The organism is Salipiger sp. (assembly GCF_059781815.1).
In genome coordinates this window covers 1-18,400 of record NZ_JBYNAH010000024.1, presented here as the reverse complement: position 1 = coordinate 18,400, position 18,400 = coordinate 1, and the positions used below count along the sequence as shown (strand labels likewise).

Sequence of the window (18,400 nt, the reverse complement as noted above, 5' to 3'; positions counted from 1 at the left end):
CCATGAGGATCGTTGTCGCTCTTGGGGGCAACGCGCTTCTTCGCCGTGGGCAGGCGCTCACGGCGGAGAACCAACGCGAGAATGTCCGCATCGCCGCCGAGGCCCTGGCCCCGCTGGCAGATGGAAACGATCTGGTCGTCACCCACGGCAATGGCCCGCAGGTCGGCCTCCTGGCCCTTCAGGAAGCCGCCTATACCGAGGTCGACGAGTATCCGCTCGACGTCCTCGTCGGCGAGACCATGGGCATGATCGGCTACATGATCGAGCAGGAAATGGGCAACCTTCTGCCCTTCGAGACCCCGCTCGCCACCGTGCTGACCATGGTCGAGGTCGATGCCGAGGATCCGGCCTTCAAGGATCCGACCAAGTTCATCGGTCCGGTCTATTCGGAAGAGGAAGCCAAGAAGAACGCCGCCGAGAAGGGCTGGTCGATCAAGCCCGACGGCGACAAGTGGCGCCGCGTGGTGCCGTCGCCGGCGCCGAAGCGGATCTTCGAGGTCAAGCCGATCCGCTGGATGCTCGACAACGGCGCGGTGGTGATTGCCGCCGGCGGCGGCGGCATCCCCACGGTCTATGACCGCGAGGGCCATCTCACCGGCGTCGAATGCGTCATCGACAAGGATTTCTGCTCGGCCCTGCTGGCCTCGGAGATCGATGCCGACGTGTTCGTGGTCGCCACCGATGCGGATGCGGTCTTCCTCGACTGGGGAACGCCCGATCAAAAGGCAATCCGGCGGGCCTCGCCCGACCAGATGGACGCTTATGACTTCCCGGCAGGCTCGATGGGGCCGAAGGTGGAGGCGGCGCAGAATTTTGTCCGCGCCAGCGGCAAGCGCGCCGTGATCTGTGCCCTCAAGGATGTCGCCGCCGCCCTGCGCGGTGAGACCGGCACCACCATCGACCCGGAGGTCGCCGAAGTTGAACTGGTCCGCGCGTAAGCGCGGGCCACCCACATTTGAGAAAGAAACGATCATGAAAGACCAGACCGCCCAGATTGTTCCCGCCCAAGAGGCCGGCGCCGGAACCGCTGCGCCCTGGACGCGCCCCGGCGAAGACGTCGCGGCCGTTCTGTGCAGTGATGCCGGTACCGGTCTTTCGCAACAGGATGCCGAAACCCGGCTGGCCCAGCATGGCCCCAACCGCCTCGCGGAGGGCAAGCAGACCCCGGCCTTTGTGCTGTTCCTGATCCAGTTCAAGAACCCGCTGCTGATCATCCTGATGCTCGGCGCGGTCATTTCTCTGTTCACCGGCCACATCGTCGATGCCGTCGCCATCGCGGTGATCGTGATCCTGAACGCGGTGATCAGCTTCTATCAGGAATTCAGCGCCGCCCGCTCGCTCGCGGCGCTGCGCGAGATGGCCGCTCCGCAGGCCTTCGTGAAGCGCGGCGGCGAGTGGGTCGAGATCCCCGCCGCCGACATCGTCCCCGGTGACGTGCTCCGCTTCAAGGCCGGCGACATCATCGCCGCCGACGTGCGCTTTACCGAGGCCGCCCGGCTGGCGGTGGACGAGGCCGCGCTGACCGGCGAGTCGGAGCCCGTCGACAAGCATACGCTGGCGATCGACGATCCCGATCTGACGCTCGCGGACCGGCTCAACATGGGCTTCATGTCGACCAAGGTGACCAACGGCACCGGCGAAGGCATCGCCACCGCCACCGGCATGCAGACCGAGGTCGGCCACATCGCCCACATGATGGCCACCACCGAAGAGCCCAAGACGCCGCTTCAGGAGCGCATCGAGAAGCTCTCGAAGGTGCTCATCGCCGCTGCGCTGGGCGTGGTGGCCGTGGTCATCGGCATCGGTATCTTCCACGGCATGAGCCTTGGCGAGATGCTCAATACCGGGATCTCGCTCTCTGTCGCCGCCATCCCCGAAGGTCTGCCGACCGTCGTCACCATCGTGCTGACGCTGGGCTCGCAGCGGATGGTCCAGAACAATGCGCTGGCCCGCAAGCTTTCGGCTGTCGAGACGCTGGGCACCACCTCGGTGATCTGCTCCGACAAGACCGGCACGCTGACCCAGAACCAGATGCAGGTGATGCGCTGCTGGGCCGGTGGCAAGACCTGGGAACTGAGCGGTGAGGGCTTCGACCCCAAGGGCGAGTTCCTTGACGCCGAGGGCAACGCCGCGGTGATCGCCAACGAGCAGGATCTCGCCCGCATGCTCGAGGTTTCGGTCTATTGCAACGAGGCCGAGCTGATGCTCAAGGACGGCCGCCACGCGGTGCAGGGCAACCCCACCGAGGGCGCTCTGGTCGTCGCCGGTGCCAAGGTCGGCATCAGCCGGGATGGGCTCAAGAAGGATCACTACGACATCCTTCAGGCCTTCCCCTTTGACAGCACCCGCAAGATGATGAGCATGCATGTGCGCATGCCCGATGGCCGCAAGGTGCTGGTCGCCAAGGGGGCGCCCGACGTGATCCTCGGGCGGGCCAAGGGCATTCTGCTGAACGGTGTGATCCAGCCGCTCGACGATGCCCTTCGCGCCCAGGTCGAGGCGGTGATCGAGGATTTCGGCGGCCGCGCCCTGCGCACCCTCGCCGTGGCCTTCCGCTATGCCGAGGACGGCACCTTCGATCCCGAGGATCCGGAGCAGGAGATCGTCCTGCTTGGCATCCACGGCATCATGGACCCGCCGCGCCCCGAAGTGACGGTCGCCGTGGCCGACGCCACCTCCGCCGGCATCCGCACGGTGATGATCACCGGCGACCACGCGGTCACCGCGCAGGCCATCGCCGAGCAGATCGGCATCCGGACCTCCGAGGATCAGACGGTTCATACCGGCCATGAGATCGACGGCATGGATGACGCGCAACTCGCCGAGGTCGCCAAGAACGCCGCCGTGTTCGCCCGCGTGACGCCCGAGCACAAGCTGCGCATCGTCAAGGCGATGCAGGCCAATGGCGAGGTTGCCGCGATGACCGGCGACGGGGTCAACGACGCGCCGGCCCTGCGCACCGCCGATATCGGCGTGGCGATGGGCATCACCGGCACCTCTGTGGCCAAGGACAGCGCCGCTCTGGTGCTGCTCGACGACAACTTCTCGACCATCGTCAGCGCCGTGCGCGAGGGCCGCAGGATCTATGACAACCTGCTCAAGTTCGTGCGTCAGGCCCTGACCTCGAACGTGGCCGAGGTGTCGACGATCCTGTTCGCCTTCATCCTGATGGGATCGGACCCGCTGATCCCTCTGGCGCCGCTGATGATCCTCTGGGTCAACCTCGTCTCCGACGGGATCCCGGCTCTGGCGCTGGGCTTCGAGGAGGCAGAGCCGGACGTGATGGAGCGTGCCCCGCGGACCCGCGACCACGACCTGTTCTCGGACGGCATGAAGGAGCGTATCCTGATCCGCGGCCTCGCGGTGGGCGGCATCAGCTACTACACCTTCTCGCAGGGGCTGGCGATGGAGCTTGGCTTCGCGATGGCGCAGACCATGGCCTTCGTGACCATCATGTTCGCCCAGCTGTGGCACATCTTCGATGCCCGCACGACCTCGACGCTGTTCCGCAAGTCGCCCTTCGGCAACCCCAAGCTGCTGATGGCGGTGGGGATCTCGCTGGTGCTCTCGGCCATCGCCGTCTACACGCCCTTCGGCCATTACGTGCTGGGCACCGCCAGCCTGCCGATGCCGATCCTGCTGGCCTGCGGCTTCATCGCGGCGATCCCGACCTTCATCCTGTCGGGCATCAAGGAGATCTTCGGGTTCAAGTTCCTCTGACCCGGCTCCTGCCGCGAGGCAAACAGACCCGGCGCGTCACGCGCCGGGTCTTTTCGTTTCGGGGCTGCGGGCGCGAGGGCGAGTCTAGAGTGACACGAAGAACTGGATCACCAGCGCGTTTGCGAGATCGACGAAGAAAGCCGAGATCAGCGGCAGCACGATGAAGGCCAGCGGCGCGGCGCCGTAGCGCTTGGTCACCGACGACATGTTGGCGATGGCGGTGGGCGTGGCGCCCAGCGTGAAGCCCACGAAGCCCGCCGAGAGCACGGCGGCGGTATAATCCCGCCCCATCAGCGGGAAGAATACGAACAGCACCCCCACCACGGTCGCCATCACCTGCACCAGCAGCACCGTGGCAAGGGGGCCTCCGAGTCCGGCCAGCGTCCAGAGCTGCATGCTCATCAGCGACATGGCGAGAAACAGCGACAGGCTGAAATCCGACAGCACCGCGAGGGCGGGGGTGCGCGCCGGCCAGGGCAGCTTGGGGCGCAGCAGCGGCACGGTGTTCGACAGCAGGATGCCCGCCATCAGGCAGGGCACGAAGAGCGGCAGGTCGAGCCCGATGGCGGTGAACTCGGCATGAAGCAGGTAGCCGATCATGATCGCGATATGCGCCACGAGGATCGAGCGCATCAGGTTGACGTGGTTCACCGCTTCGGCGGGTTCTTCCTTGTCATCGAATTCGAGACCGACCATCGGGGCGGCGTCATGCGGGCCTTCCAGCTTGTTGCGCTCGATGAGGATCTTGGCGACCGGCCCGCCAAGCAACGCCGCCAGCACCAGCCCCAGCGTCGCGGTGGCGAGGCCCATCTCGGCCATGCCGGCAACGCCGGTCAGCTCGGTGATATAGGGCCCCCAGGCGATGGCGGTGCCGTGCCCGCCGATCAGCGCCGCCGAGCCCAGCAGCACCGAGGAGGGCAGGGGCAGGCCGAAGAGCGCCGCACCCGCCAGCCCGACGACGTTCTGAATGACCAGGAAGGCCACGGTGATCAGGGCGAGGTAGAGCAGCACCTTGCCCGCGCTCATCAGGTCCGAGAGCCGGGCGTTGAGGCCGATGGTCGAGAAGAACACCAGCAGCAGGTAATCGCGCCCGCTCAGGTCGAAGTCGATCTCGGTCCCGGTGAACAGGTAATGGAGCAGTGTCAGGAGCGATACGGCCAGCCCGCCCGAGACCGGCTCGGGGATGTTGAAATCGCGCAGAAAGGCGATCTTCTCGGTCAGCCGCACGCCGATGAAATAGACCAGCATGCCGATGGTGGCGGAGAGGAAGGCTGGGACGATCATGGTGCGAATTTCCTTGTCTCGCGATGCCTTACGCCGCCGCGCGCCGCTCGCGGCGGCGGTCGCGCAGCACCAGCATCGAGGGGGTCAGGACCAGCGTAAGCACGGTTGCGAAGATCAGGCCACCGGCGATGGCGCTCGACAGCTCGGTCCACCATTGCGACGAGGGCGCGCCGACGAGGATCTCGCGGGAGAAGACGTCGAGCGTCACCCCCAGCACCATCGGCATCAGCCCCAGCGCCGTCGTGAGCGAGGTCAGCACCACCGGCCGCAGGCGCTGGGCCCCGGCGCGCAGCGCCGCCTCGCGGCAGGAGGCGCCGGTGGCGCGGATCTCGTTGTAGGTGTCGATCAGCACGATGTTGTTGTTCACCACGATGCCCGCCAGCGCGATCACCCCGATGCCGCCCATCACCACCCCGAAGGGCCGCCCGATGATGATCAGCCCCAGCAGAACGCCCGCGACAGAGAACACGATGGCACTCAGCACCACGAAGACCTGATAGAAATTGTTCATCTGGATCAGCAGGATCGCGAACATCAGCGCGATCGCCGCGACGAAGGCGAAGACGAGGAAGGACGAGGCCTCGGCCTGCTCCTCGGCCTCGCCGCCAAGCTCGAAGCTGGCGCCGCCGGGCAGCGGATCCTCGGCCAGCGCGGCGGAGAGCAGCAGCATCTGGTCGTTGACCAGCAGGCCGGGCTGTACGTCGGCCTCGATGGTTAGCACCCGGCGCTCGTCGGTGCGGCGGATGGTGCCGGTGCGGTCGACCGGCTCGAAGCTGACGAAGTTCAGCACCGGCGCCTGACCGGCCGAGGTCGGCACCCGCAGGTTGGCAAGCTCGGAGAGGTTACGGCTCTCCTGCGGAAAGCGCACGCGGATGTCATACTCGTCGCTGCTCGCGGGCGGCCGGTAGGTCGAGACGTCGACGCCCCGGGTCAGCAGTTGCACCGCCTGTCCCAGCAGCGTGACGCTGGCGCCGTAGCGCGCCGCCTCGGCGCGGTCGACATTGATCGCCAGCTCGACGCCGGGCAGGCTGCGGTCGTCCTCGACATCGGTAAAGCCGCCGATGCGCGCCATGACCTCGCGGACATGGCTGACGGCGGCGCTCTGGACCTCGGGGTCGGGCGAGATCACCCGGACCTCGACCGGCTTGCCCTGCGAGGGGCCGTTCGACTGGCTCTGCACCTGAATCTCGACACCTGCGATGTCGGCCACCGCCTCGCGGATCTCGGAGGCGATGACATCGGCCTTGCGGCGCTCCTGCCAGTCGGCCAGCTCGAGATTGATGGTGCCGATCACCTCTTCGTTGCCGAGCTGCGAGTTGAGCGCCGAGCGGGCATAGATGCCGTCGATCTCGTCGAAGCCGAACAGGCGCTGTTCGACCTGCCGCACCAGCGCGTCGCGCTCGTAGATCGAGAAGCTGTCGCGGGCGCGCACCTCGACCTGCAGCGCCTCGGGCTCGACATCAGGAAAATAGGTGACGCCGCGCCCGAACAGCCCGTAGAGCTGGAACGCCCCAAGCAGCACGGCAACGGCGATCAGCAGCGTCACGCCGGGCGCCCGCACCGCGCGGTCGAGCAGCCGGGCATAGGCGCCGGTGAAGCCCCGGAGTGCGCGCGGGTCGCCATGCTCGGAGGCGGCAAGGGCGGCCTTGGCGGAAGCGCTGCGCGGCTGGCGCCGCCCGATCAGCCCGCCCAGCACCGGCACGAAGATCAGCGCAATGAACAGCGAGGCGATCAGGGTCAGGATCACCGTGGCGGGCAGGTATTTCATGAACTCGCCCATGATCCCGGTCCAGAACAGCAGCGGGAAGAACACCGACAGCGTGGTCGCGGTCGAGGCGATGATCGGCCAGGCCATGCGCTTGGCGGCATAGGCATAGGCCTCTTTGGGCGGCGCGCCCTCCTGCAGCCGCCGGTCGGCGAGGTCGGTGGTGACGATGGCGCCGTCGACCAGCATGCCGACCACGAGGATCAGCGCGAAGAGAACGATGATGTTGAGCGTGTAGCCGATCAGCCAGATCGTCGCGACGCCGACGAGGAACGAGCCCGGGATCGCCACCCCCACCAGTATCGCCGAGCGCAGCCCAAGCGCGTAGACGATGACGATCATCACCAGCACCACGGCGGCGATCACGCTGGCCTCGAGCTCGGAAAGCATGGTTTTGATCTGGTCGGACTGATCGGACTGGTAGGTGACCTGCACGCTCTCGGGCCAGCCCTCGCGGGCGGCCTCGACCCGGTCCATCACCTGATTGACGATCTCGATCACGTTGGCCCCCGAGCGCTTGGTGACCTCGAGCGACAGCGCCGGCTGGCCGTTGAAGCGCACGAAGCCCTCCGGGTCCTCGAAGGCCTGCCGGATGGTGGCGATGTCGCCGAGGCTCACCACGGTGCCGTCGCGCACCTTGACCGGCATTGCCTGCAGGTCCTGCAGCGTAGTGATCAGCCCCGGCACCTTGAGCGCCATGCGGCCGCGGCCGATATCCATGGCGCCGGCGGCGATCAGGCGGTTGTTGGCCTGCACTTGCCCGAGCAGCTCGTCGAAGGTCAGCCCGTAGGTCTGGAACACCGTCGGGTCGATCAGGATCTCGAGGAACTCCTCGCGCTCGCCGCCGATCTCGGCCTCGAGCACGCCGTTGATCTTCTCGATCTCGGTCTGCAGCTCCTCGGCCATCTGGCTGAGCGTGCGCTCTGGCACGGGGCCGCTGAGGATGATCGACAGGATCGGGAACATCTCGGTGTTGATCTCGATGAGCTCCACCGTGGTGGCGCTGTCGGGCAGATCGGCATTGGCGCGGTCGCGGGCATCGCGCAGACGCCCGAGCGCGTCGTCGGCATCGGTGCCGGGCTCGAACTCCAGAAGCACCAGCGCGGCGCTCTCCATCGCCACGCTGCTCATCTTCTTCAGACCGTCGACCGAGGAGAACTCGCGCTCGAGCGGCTGCAGCAGCAGCGCCTCGCCATCCTCGGGCGAGATGCCCTCGACCACGGTGGTGGCAATGAAATAGGGCAGGGGCACCTCGGGGGCGGCCTCCTTGGGGATGGTGACATAGGCGTAGCTGCCGAACGCGATCAGCATCAGCAGCGCCAGCATCACCGCGCGGCTGCGCGAGAAGGCCGCGTCGATCAGCGTGTTCATCGTCCGGGCTCCTCGGCGGGCACTGGCGTGACCTCCTCGCCCTCGACCACGAAGCCCTGCCCCACGACGATCACGTCGGCGCTGTCCGGCAGGCCGGTGGCCCAGACGCCGTCAAGCTCGGTGCTGACCACCTGCACCGGGTGGAAGGCGACGCGATTGTCCTTGGTCACGGTCTTCACGCCCATCACACCGTCGATGTTGAGCGAGAGATCCGCCCCGGAGAGGAAATGCGCCTCGGTCTCGCCGGTGGGAATGCGCACCCGGGCCGAAATGCCCGAGGGGATCTCGCCATCGGCATTGGGCACGGTGATCTCGACGGTGAAGGTCCGGGTCTGGGCCTGTGCGGCGGTGCCCACGAAGGTCACCTCGCCCTCGCGGCTCTCGCCGGTCAGGAAGCTGACCTCGGCCAGCTGCCCGGTGCGGATGCGGCGCAGCGATTGCTGCGGCACCTCGACGCTCACGGTGAGCGGATCATGATCGATGATGCGCCCGATCTCCATGCCGATCGAGACGACCTCGCCCAGCTCGAGCCCGAGATACTCCACCCGGCCCGCGAAGGGCGCGAGGATGTCGGTCTGGTCGCGCGCCTCCTGCGCCGCGGCGACCTGCGCCTCGGCGGCGGCCAGCGCCGCCTGCGCCTGCGTCACCCGGTCGAGCGTGGCAACGCCGCGGTCGAGCAGGGTGGTGGCGTTGTCGTATTCGCGCTGGGCGCGGTCGAACTCGCGCTGGGCCGACACGAGGCTGGCCTGCGCCCGCTCGGTCGAGAGCCGCACCAGCAGCGCGCCCTCGGTCACGTCGGTGCCGGCGTCGACAAGGATCTCCTCGACCGTCCCCGAGGCCTCGGAGCGGATCATCGTGTCGCGCTTGGGCAGCGCCTGCCCCTCGGCGTGGAAGTAGAGCGTGACCGGTGCCGGCTCGGAGCGTTGGACGGCGACCGAGGGGATGCCCGGCGCGGGCAAGGTCTGGTCCTCGTCGGTGTCGGAGGACAGCAAGATCCCGCTCAGCATCCACAACGTCAGCCCGACGACGATGGCAAGCGCGATCAGCCCGGCGCGACCGGCCCCGGGATCGTCCTTGAAGCTGAGATCGGTGCGGGGCGGCGTTTCGGCTGGGCTGGGGGATGTCATCGGACCGTCGGCTTCGTGAATGTCGGGAGAAAAGGCTCAGGCAATCGCGCACCAGTTTAGGCACGCGCCTCCGGCACGCCAAGGCGCAACGCAGCGTCCGGACGATATGGCGCAAGGCAGCGGGCGCGCTGCCCCGGATGCGGGTGGCGCGTTGGCGTCTGGGCTCTGCTGTCAGGAAAGGGAAAGGGGCCTGCGGCGCGCAGGCCCGGATGCAGAGGCGGGCCCGAAGGCCCGCCCCGCAAGATCAGTAATCTTTCTCGAAATAGATCCCGAGACCGCTGTCGCCGCCGCTGTCGGCGCTGGCGCGCGCCTTCACGTTGCGATTGATCTGGTAGTTCAGGTTGATCGTCGTCTCGCCGCCGGAATCGACCTCGACGTCGGTATAGAGATCGTCGCTGATATATTTGCCCAGACGCAGCCCGGCATTGCCCTCGTCATCGGTGGTGACGTCGAAATCATCGAGGCCGAACCCCTTGCGCAGGTTGCCGACGATGCCCTCGCCGCCCTTGCCGGCCAGTGTGTTGACAGCCGCCGCGATGCGTAGCGCCTGCAGCGCCGAGAGCTCGGTCACGTCACGCCCGAAGAGCAGCAGCGCCAGCACCTCTTCCTCGGGGCGCGACGGGTCGGAGCTGAAGGTCACCTCCGGTTCCGTCGCCTCGCCCTCGATCGACACGGTCACCACGGTGCTGTCACGCTCGGCGGTGGCTTCGACCTCGATGGTCGGAACGAAATCGCCGGTGAGGCGCAGGATCGCGGTGTCGAGGGTGAGGCGCTGGCCGAGGATATCGAGCCGTCCGCGGATCAGGTCGAACCGGCCCACCGGCACGATGTCCTGCGAGGTGCCGGTGATCTGCAGCCTGCCGCCAAGCTCTGCATCGAGGCCTCGGCCGCGCACGAAGATGCGCGACGGCGCGCGGATGTCGAGGTTCAGCGGCAGTGTGTAGGACGGTCCGCCGCCCGAGCTCGCGGTCTCGATCAGCCCGGCGCGGGCGCGGGTCTGGCGCACCGGGGCGGGCTCGGCGAGATGCTTGAGCGTGAAGCTGCGGCTGCCCGGCCCGAGGCCGGTCTCGGGGATGCGCAGCTCGGCCTGCTCGATGTCGATGCGACCGCCGATGGTCGGGCCGGTGAGCAGCGGGCCCTGTACGGTGACGCGCCCGCTGGCGGTCGCCTGGTAGAGCCGGCGATCCTCGAGCAGCAGCTCGCGCATCCGCACCGTCAGATCGGCGGTATAGGGGGCGTTGAGGCCGATGGTGCCGGTGGTCTCGAGCTGCCCGCCAGTGGCAAGCTGGCCGGTCACGTCGAGCCGCACCTGCCCGCCGCCGAGATTGGCGTTGAGGTTGATGCCGTTGAGCGAGAGGCCCGGCCCCGGCAGCACCACCTCGGCGCCGTTCACCGTGACGGTGCCCGACAGCGACGAGGGCGCCAGCGGCCCGTTCAGGCGCAGGTTCAGCCGCGCCATACCCGAGAGCAGATTCGGCTCGGCGATGCGGTTGGCAAGCGACAGCGGCGCGTTGCCGTCGATGGCGAGGTTGGCGCTGTCGAAGCTCTGCGCCAGCGTGCCCGAGACCGTCGCCTGCGTCCCGCCGGGGGCGTTGATCCGGGTATCGACCTGCCACGGCCCGGTGCCGGTGCCACCGACCGTACCGGTGGCGGTGGCGCGACCCGGAAGCTGCGGCACGATCACGCCGAGATTGTTCAGCGCCACGTCGAAGCTGAGCGCGCTGGCGCCGGACTGGCTCAGCGTGCCGTTCATCGTGGCGGTGATCTGCGAGGTGGTGACGTCGAGCTCTTCGACGGTGATGTTGCCGTCGTCGTCGCGCCGGGCCGAGACCACGGCGCTGCCGCTGCCGCCGACGAGCTTGTCGGCGATCTCGATGCCGGTGGCGAGGTCGCGGGTGTTGAGCGTGCCGTCGGCGCTGAAGGCACCGGTGGCCAGCGTGTAGGCGCCGGAACCGTCAAAGCTCACCGAACCGCGCAGGTTCTGCCCGGTCAGCGGGGCATAGGCCGCCAGCGAACCCACCGAGGCGGTGCCGTCGAAGCCCACGGTACCGATCTGGCCCTCGTCGGTCTTGGTCGCCGTGACGATGCCGCCCGCCAGCGTCTGGCCGGGGCCGCGGGCGGTGAAGTCGAGCGTGTAGGCCTCGGCGCTTTCCTGCAGGTCGCCCGAGACCGAGACGCTGCCCGACATGCCGGGCGCGACCGGGCTCAGGTCGGGCAGGGTGAGGTTGAAGGTGGCGGTGCTGCCGTCGCCCACCAGCCTGCCATTGGCGGTCAGCTCGATGCCCGGCCCGTCCACGTCGGCGCGGCGGATGGTGATGCCCTCGGCATCGCGCGAGACGTCGATCTCGGCGCGGGTGGTGCCTTCCAGCAGCCCGTCGACCTGCTGGATGCCGATGGCGAGATCGTTTGTGACAAGCGAGCCGTCGGCGTCGAAATAGCCGGTTTCGAGCGCGTAAGAGCCTTCACCATCGAAGCTGAAGGAGCCGTCGAGCTCGCGGCCGATGAGGTCGGCGAAGGCCGAGAGGTCGCCGCCAGCGGCGGTGCCGTCGAAGCTCACCGTGGCGATGCCGCCGTCGGGGGCCTTGGTGGCGGTCACGTCGCCGTCAACTTGCGTCTGCGCAGGGCCCGTGGCCGCGATGTTCAGCAGGTAGGCCTCGGCGCTTTCCTCGAGCGTCCCGCGCAGCGTGGCGCGCCCTGTCAGCCCCTCGGCGCGCAGGCGCGCGAGGTCGGGCAGGGTGATGTCGAAGCTGGCCGAGCTGCCGGCGTCGAGCAGCGTGCCGGTGGCGGTCATCTCGATGCCGGGGCCGTCGACCTCGGCGCGGCGGATGGTGATGCCATCCGCGTCGCGGGTCACGTTGACCTCGGCGTCGGTGGTGCCTTCCAGCAGCCCGTCGACCGCCTCGATGCCGATTTCCACGTCGCGGGTCTGCAACGTGCCGTCGGCGTCGAAATAGCCGCTCTCGAGCGTGTAGCTGCCGCTGCCCTGGAAGCTCGCCGCGCCATCCAGAGGACGGCCGGCAATGGCCGCGAAGGTGGCGAGATCGGCTGCCGAGGCGTCGCCGGTGAAGCCCACCGAGACGATGCTGCCATCCTCGCCCTTGCCGGCGGTGACGACGCCATCGAACTGCGTGTTGCCCGGGCCCTCGGCCACAAGGTCGAGCGCGTAGGCGTCCTCGCCCTCGTCGAGCGTGCCGGTCAGCGTGGCCGCGCCGCTCATCGACGGATCGACCAGCGACAGGTCGGGCAGGGTCAGGTCGAACTTGCCGCTGCTGGCGCCGGTCTGGAGCTGCGCATCGGCGGTGATCACGATGCCGGGGCCGTCGAGATCGAGGTTGCGCAGGAAGGTGCCCTGCTCGGTCCGCGCCGCGGTGGCGTCGAGCGTCAGGCTGCCGGCGAGCAGGCCGTCGACCTGCGGGATGCCGGCAGCGAGATCGGTGGCGTTGCCTTCCACGGTGAGATCGAAGCGGCCCGAGACCGGTTCGGCCCGGCCCGAGACGCGCACGTTGGCGTCACCGCCAAGCTCGCGCCCGGCGAGGCCGGAGAAGCGTGCGAGGTCCTGCGCGCGGATCTGCAGATCCGGCTCGATGGCCGGGTCGGCGCCCTGCGTCAGGCCCGAGAGCACCACGTCGCCCTGCACGTCGATGCCGGCGCCGGTGAGGTCGATGCCGGTGATCTCGAGCGGCGAGCCCTCCTGCCAGTCGAACTGCAGCGCGCCGGTCATGGCGTCGCCGGTGGCCTCGGCCAGCGAGGCATCCGAGAAGGCCAGCCCCGCCACGTCGAGGTTGAGCTGACCGCGCACCGCGCCGGGCAGGCTGCTGGTCTCGTTCTGGGCGATGGTGCCGGCGCCGGAGAGCTGGGCGCTTTGCAGCGACATCTCGGGGCGGTCGAGCCCTTCGAGGGTCAGCTCGAGGGTGAACTCGTCGCCGATCGAGGCGTCGTAGAACAGCGACAGCGTCGCCTGTTCGAGCAGGGTCTCGTCCTGCGCGAAGGCCAGCCGCACCGGGCTGCCGTCTTCCGAGGCGATGCGCCCCGAGAGCCGCAGCCGCTCGGGCCAGCCCTCGGCACCGATGCGCGCCTCGCCGTTAAGCGACACGGCGGCGGTCTCGAGCGTCAGCTCGTCAAGCTCGATGGCGCCACCGGTCTCGAGAATGCCGCTGGTGCGCAGGATCTGGTTTTCGCCAAGAAAGGCGCGCTGTTCCACGGGTAGCAGCGGGCGCAGATCGCCTTCGAGATTGGCGGCGAAGCGGTGGCCCAGCTCCTCGACGCCCTCGAGCGTCACCTGACCGGCGAAGCGGTCCTCGCCATCGGTGGCGAGCGAGATCTCGGCGGTGAAATCGTCGACCACGCCCTCGCCCTGCACCGCAAGGCGGATCGGCGGCGCGCCGGGCAGGCCCATCTTGGTGGTCAGCAGACCGCCCGAGCCTTCCTCGAGCACCAGATCGACCAGCAGTTCGCGGCTGTCATTGGCGTAGCTGCCGGTGAAGTTCAGCGCGTCGGTGGGGCCGTCCTGCCGCACCACGGCAAGCTCCACGTTGCCCTCGCCATCGGCAAGCTGCGCCGCACCCTCGACATTGAGCGTCACCGCCTCGCCCATGATCGGCGCGCCAAGCTCGACCGCCTCGATGGCGAAACGGCCGACATTGACCGAGACCGGCAGGTCGGGCAGCGCGAAGGCGCCGCCGCTGGCCTCGGGGGCCGGGGCGGAGGAGCCGGAGGCGGGCAGGCGGCTCACTTCCAGACGCTCGGCGCTCAACTCGTCGACCTGCAGGCGGCCGCGCAGCAGCGCAAGGCGGCTCCAGTCGAGCTCGGCATTCTCCAGCGTCAGCCAGATGCCCTGCTCGTCGGCGATTGTCATGCGCTCCATCGTGGCCTGCGAGCTCAGCGCGCCGCGGAAGCCGCGCACCGTCACGCTGGTGCCGTCCGAGGACAGCGCGTTCTCGATCAGGCGTTCGAGCCGTGTGCCCTCGTCATCCTCCTGCGCCGTCGCGGGCAGGGACAGTCCGAGAAGCAGGGAGAGGAGAAGTAGAAGCCGTTTCAAAATGCCTGACCTATGCCGATGTAAAGCTGCACCCCGTCGCCGGTGTCGCCCGAAACCGGGCCGGCGAGGTCGACCCGGAGCGGGCCGATCGGGGTCGAATAGCGCACGCCGAGACCGGCGCCCGCGTGCCAGTCGCCCTCGGTGCCGGGGGTGCTGGCCTCGCTGATGTAGCCCGCATCGGCAAAGGCGACCACGCCCCAGGTGTCGTTGATGTCCTGCCGCAGTTCGGTCGACAGGCCGAGGAAGCTGCGACCGCCGGTTTCGTTGCCGTTGAGATCGACGGTGAGCGACTGGTAGGGCTGGCCGCGCACGGTGCCGGCGCCGCCTGAGTAAAACAGGAACTCGGGCTGGGTGTCTTCCAACTCGGACCCCACCACCGAGCCGAGTTGCAGGCGCCCGGCGAGCACGGTGCTCTTGCTTTCGCCAAAGCCGTAATAGCCGCGCAGGTCGGTGTAGAGCCGCGCGCCGTGGCCCTCGCCGTCGAGGTTGTAGAACGGGGTGACCTCGGCATCGAGATACCAGCCCGAGGTCGGATCGAGATCGACGTCGCGCTTGTCCCATGTCAGCGAGAGCGGCAGCGTGAACAGCAGGAACTCGCGCTCGCCGAGATCATCCTCGGTCTGCGAATAGAGCAGCCCGACGCCGATCTCGCCGGTGAGATCCTCGTTGAAGCGCCGGGTCAGACCAGCGGTCAGCTCGGCGGTGTCCGAGGAGTAGGTCGGTTCGTTCAGGGTCGCGATCGAGGCCTCGAAGAAGGCGTCGGTATTGGGGCCAAGCTCGGCGATGGCGGCGGGCACCTCGAGCCGCGCGGTGAGGCTGGCATCGAGCGCATCGCTGCCGGAGGCCCCGATATCAGTGATCTCGCCGTCGATGCGCAGCCGCTCGGCGCCGCCCCAGAGGTTGCGGTGCAGCCAGAACGCGGTGAGGCTCAGCCCCTCGAGCGAGGAGATCTCGGCGCCGAAGCCGAAGCGGCGCGGCTTGTTGTCGACCACGCGCAGCTCGACATCGAGCGTGCCGTCGGGGTTCGGCTGGTCCGCCTCGCGCAAGGTCACGCTGGTGAAGGTGCCGGTGCGGGTCAGGCGGCGCTGCACCTCGTCGAGCTCGTCGGGATCAAAACGCTCGCCGGTCGGAAAGCCCGCGATGCGGCGCTGCGCGGCGGTGCGCACGGCGCTGTCGTTGACGGTGATCAGCCGACCGAAGCGCAGCTCGCGACCGGGGGCGATGCGCATCTCGACGTCGAGCTCGCTGTTGCGATGATCGGCGACGACGTTCTGATAGGAGATCTCGGCCTTGGCATGGCCGATCTGGCGCCAGCCCTCGATCCCGGCATCGGCGGCATCGCCGACCAGCGAGGCCTCAGCGGTCTCGCCGCGCTTGAAGCCCTCGGGCAGCTCGGTCTCGGGGGCAAGCGGCGCGATCTCGGCCCGGCCGAAGGTGAAGGCGGGGCCGCTCTGCACGCTGACCACCACGGTATCGACGCTGTCGGGGGTCTGCAGCAGAGGAATGTCCGCGGCTTCGCGCCCGTCGATGCGGATGCTGATGACACCACCGTAATAGCCATTGGCGTAAAGCGTCTCGAGCAGGATGCCGTAATCCGAGAGCGCCGCGGCGAGCACATCCTGCCCGGTCGGGGGCGCGTCTTCTGCTTCGGCCTCGACCGAGGCGAGGGCCGAGTTGTTGCGCAATTGGTCGCGAAGGTCGTCGTCCATGCCCGGGGTCGAGAAATTCAGGTTCTCGAGCGCAAAGGCGGGTGCGGAGGCGAGGCAGAGGGCGGTGCCGGAGGCGGCAGCAAAGCGCCGGATGGTCACTGAAAAATTCCTTTCTCGGGCCACGGAGCTGCTCGCCTCACGGGCGAGATCGACCCACAGTAACCCAGTGCTATCGAGGACGCTAGGGAAGGGGATAGCATCTTGTGACGTGCCCCGCGTTTCACGTTTTTCGTGGGCGGTGAAACGCCGATATGTGTGTCCCGGCTGCATCGCTTGCCCCCTGCGTCCCGGCTGTCTATCCCGGTGAGGCGCGATCTAGCGCGGCACGGCGGAACGTGAAGGAGACGACATGCCCGACATCATCGTGATCGGCGGCGGCATGGCCGGGGTGAGCGCCGCGGCGGCGCTGGCCGAAGAGACCGAGGTGCTGCTGCTCGAGGCCGAGCCGGGCACCGGGCGGCATTCCACGGCGCGGTCCGCGGCGATCTTCATCCGCAACTACGGCAACGCCGCGCTGCGGGCGCTGAACGACCGGGCGGTGGGTTTCTTCGAGGCCCCCGACATCGAGGTCGAGGCGCCGCTTCTGACCCCGCGCGGCGAGCTGCTTCTGGCCACCGGCGCGGAGCTCGACCTGCTCGAGGAGTATGCCGCCGGCAGCGCCGGGCTCGAGCGGTTGAGCGCTGTCGAGGCGGAACGGCTGGTGCCGATCCTGAAGCCCGGACATTTCGCCGGTGCGGTGCTGGAACCCGAGGCCCGTGACATCGATGTCGCCGCCATGCTGCAGGGCTACCTGCGCCAGTTCCGGGCGCGCGGAGGTCAGCTGCGCTGCAAGGCGCCGGTTTCGGCGCTGAGCCGCGAGGCGGGGCTGTGGCAGATCGTGGCGGGCGGCGAGACCCATGCCGCGCCGGTGGTGATCAACGCGGCCGGCGCCTGGGCGGGCGAGATCGCGCGCATGGCGGGCGCGCAGCCGATCGCGATCCAGCCCTGTCGCCGCTCTGCGGCGGTGCTGCCGGCGCCCGACGGCCACGAGGTGGGGCTCTGGCCGCTCTTCGGCTCGATCGCCGAGACCTGGTACGCCAAGCCGATGGGCGGTCAGCTCATGGTGAGCCCCGCCGATGCCGATCCGGTGCCGCCGCAGGATGCCTGGCCCGACGACATGGTGCTGGCCGAGGGGCTCGACCGCTACGAGCGCGCGGTGACGGTGCCGGTCACCCGCATGGTCTCGAGCTGGGCCGGCCTGCGCAGCTTCGCCCCGGACAAGACGCCGGTCTGTGGATTCGACGGCGCGGCAGAGGGGTTCTTCTGGCTCGCCGGGCAGGGCGGTCACGGCATCCAGACCGCCCCGGCGCTGGCCGAGCTGACCGCGGCGCTCGTGGCCGGGCGCGAGGCTTTGATCGACGCCGGGAGCGTTGCCGCGCTGTCGCCTGCACGTTTCGCCTGAGGAGGCCGTCATGAGCATCTACGTCACCGGTAGCTCGGGGGTTCTGGGCTACGAGATCCTGTCGCATCTGCGGGCGGCGGGCCATGACGCCACCGGCGTTGCCCGGCGGGCAGCGCCCGCTCCGACCGTGACGCTTCCGCAGATCACCACGCCCGAGGTTCTGTCGCCGGGCTGGCTGCCCGAGGGCGCAGAGGGCGCCACCATCGTGCATTGCGCCGGGCTGGCCAGCCCGCGCGTGCCGTTCGACAGCTTCGCCGATCTAAGCCGCCGCGAAATCGAGCCGCAGGCGCGCTTTGCCGAGGCCCTTCTGGCGCGCGGCTGGCATGGGCACATGGTCTATGTCTCTTCCGCCGGGGTCTATGGCGACACCGATGCGCTGCCCATCCCCGAGGATGCACGTCTCAACCCCAAGTCCTTCTATGCGCTGCAGAAGATGGCGGTGGAGCAGGCGCTGGTGATGCTCGCCAACCGGCACGGCTTCCGGCTGACCATCCTGCGGCTCGCCAACGCCTACGGCTCGCCGCTGGCGGGGCCAAGCTATGGCGTGGTGACGATCCTGCTCGACGCGCTGGCGACGGGGCGGGCGTTCAAGCTCTTCGGCACCGGCGAGAGCCTGCGCGACTACATCCATGTCGCGGATTTCTGCGCCGCTGTGGCGCGCGCCTGCGTGGCGGAGCTGCCCGAGCGGGTGACGACGCTCAACATCGGCACCGGGCAGGGCACGTCGCTGGCGGATCTGGTCGCGCTGGTGCAGCAGGTGACGGGGAAGGCGCTGGTTCTGGAGCGCGCGCCGCTGGAGAGTGAGCTGAAGTCCAGCGTGCTGGATATCTCGCGGGCAGAGCGGCTGCTCGGGTGGGCGCCTTCGGTGGGCATCGAGGAGGGGCTGGGGCGGACGGTCGTGGCGATGGGCGGCAGCGACGGTCATCCGTTCCGACATTCGAGCGA

Annotated in this window: 9 protein-coding genes; 4 read left to right on the top strand and 5 right to left on the bottom strand. The window is 68.7% G+C overall.

The genetic code is table 11. The features are described 5' to 3' along the window. Positions 1–2 precede the first annotated feature (2 nt). Positions 3–938 (top strand): carbamate kinase, encoded by a 936-nt coding sequence (gene arcC, locus AC6RA4_RS04580; protein ID WP_500157840.1) that lies wholly within the window; start codon positions 3–5, stop codon positions 936–938. A 34-nt stretch (positions 939–972) separates the two neighbouring features. Next, positions 973–3,720, top strand: coding sequence for a cation-translocating P-type ATPase (locus AC6RA4_RS04575; RefSeq protein WP_500157838.1), 2,748 nt, complete (start codon positions 973–975; stop codon positions 3,718–3,720). Between the two features lie 84 nt (positions 3,721–3,804). Here the strand turns inward: AC6RA4_RS04575 and gltS are convergent, their stop codons facing one another. From gltS to AC6RA4_RS04550, 5 genes are all read right to left on the bottom strand, one after another. Continuing rightward, positions 3,805–5,004 (bottom strand): sodium/glutamate symporter, encoded by a 1,200-nt coding sequence (gene gltS, locus AC6RA4_RS04570; protein WP_500157836.1) that lies wholly within the window; start codon positions 5,002–5,004, stop codon positions 3,805–3,807. A 28-nt stretch (positions 5,005–5,032) separates the two neighbouring features. Then, a complete protein-coding gene (locus AC6RA4_RS04565) occupies positions 5,033–8,140 on the bottom strand; it encodes an efflux RND transporter permease subunit (protein WP_500157834.1) in 3,108 nt (1,035 codons plus the stop codon). After that, complete coding sequence (locus AC6RA4_RS04560; protein ID WP_500157832.1) at positions 8,137–9,267, bottom strand: efflux RND transporter periplasmic adaptor subunit; 1,131 nt, start codon at positions 9,265–9,267, stop codon at positions 8,137–8,139. Before AC6RA4_RS04560 ends, AC6RA4_RS04565 begins: the two co-directional genes overlap by 4 nt. A 244-nt stretch (positions 9,268–9,511) precedes the next feature. Then, a complete protein-coding gene (locus AC6RA4_RS04555) occupies positions 9,512–14,305 on the bottom strand; it encodes a translocation/assembly module TamB domain-containing protein (protein ID WP_500157830.1) in 4,794 nt (1,597 codons plus the stop codon). Next, complete coding sequence (locus AC6RA4_RS04550; RefSeq protein ID WP_500157828.1) at positions 14,302–16,113, bottom strand: autotransporter assembly complex protein TamA; 1,812 nt, start codon at positions 16,111–16,113, stop codon at positions 14,302–14,304. Before AC6RA4_RS04550 ends, AC6RA4_RS04555 begins: the two co-directional genes overlap by 4 nt. A gap of 250 nt (positions 16,114–16,363) precedes the next feature. Between AC6RA4_RS04550 and AC6RA4_RS04545 the strand changes: the two genes are divergently transcribed. Further along, complete coding sequence (locus AC6RA4_RS04545) at positions 16,364–17,455, top strand: NAD(P)/FAD-dependent oxidoreductase (RefSeq protein ID WP_500157826.1); 1,092 nt, start codon at positions 16,364–16,366, stop codon at positions 17,453–17,455. A 10-nt stretch (positions 17,456–17,465) separates the two neighbouring features. Further along, positions 17,466–18,400, top strand: a 935-nt coding sequence (locus tag AC6RA4_RS04540; protein ID WP_500157824.1) for an NAD-dependent epimerase/dehydratase family protein, incomplete at its 3' end; no start/stop codon positions are given.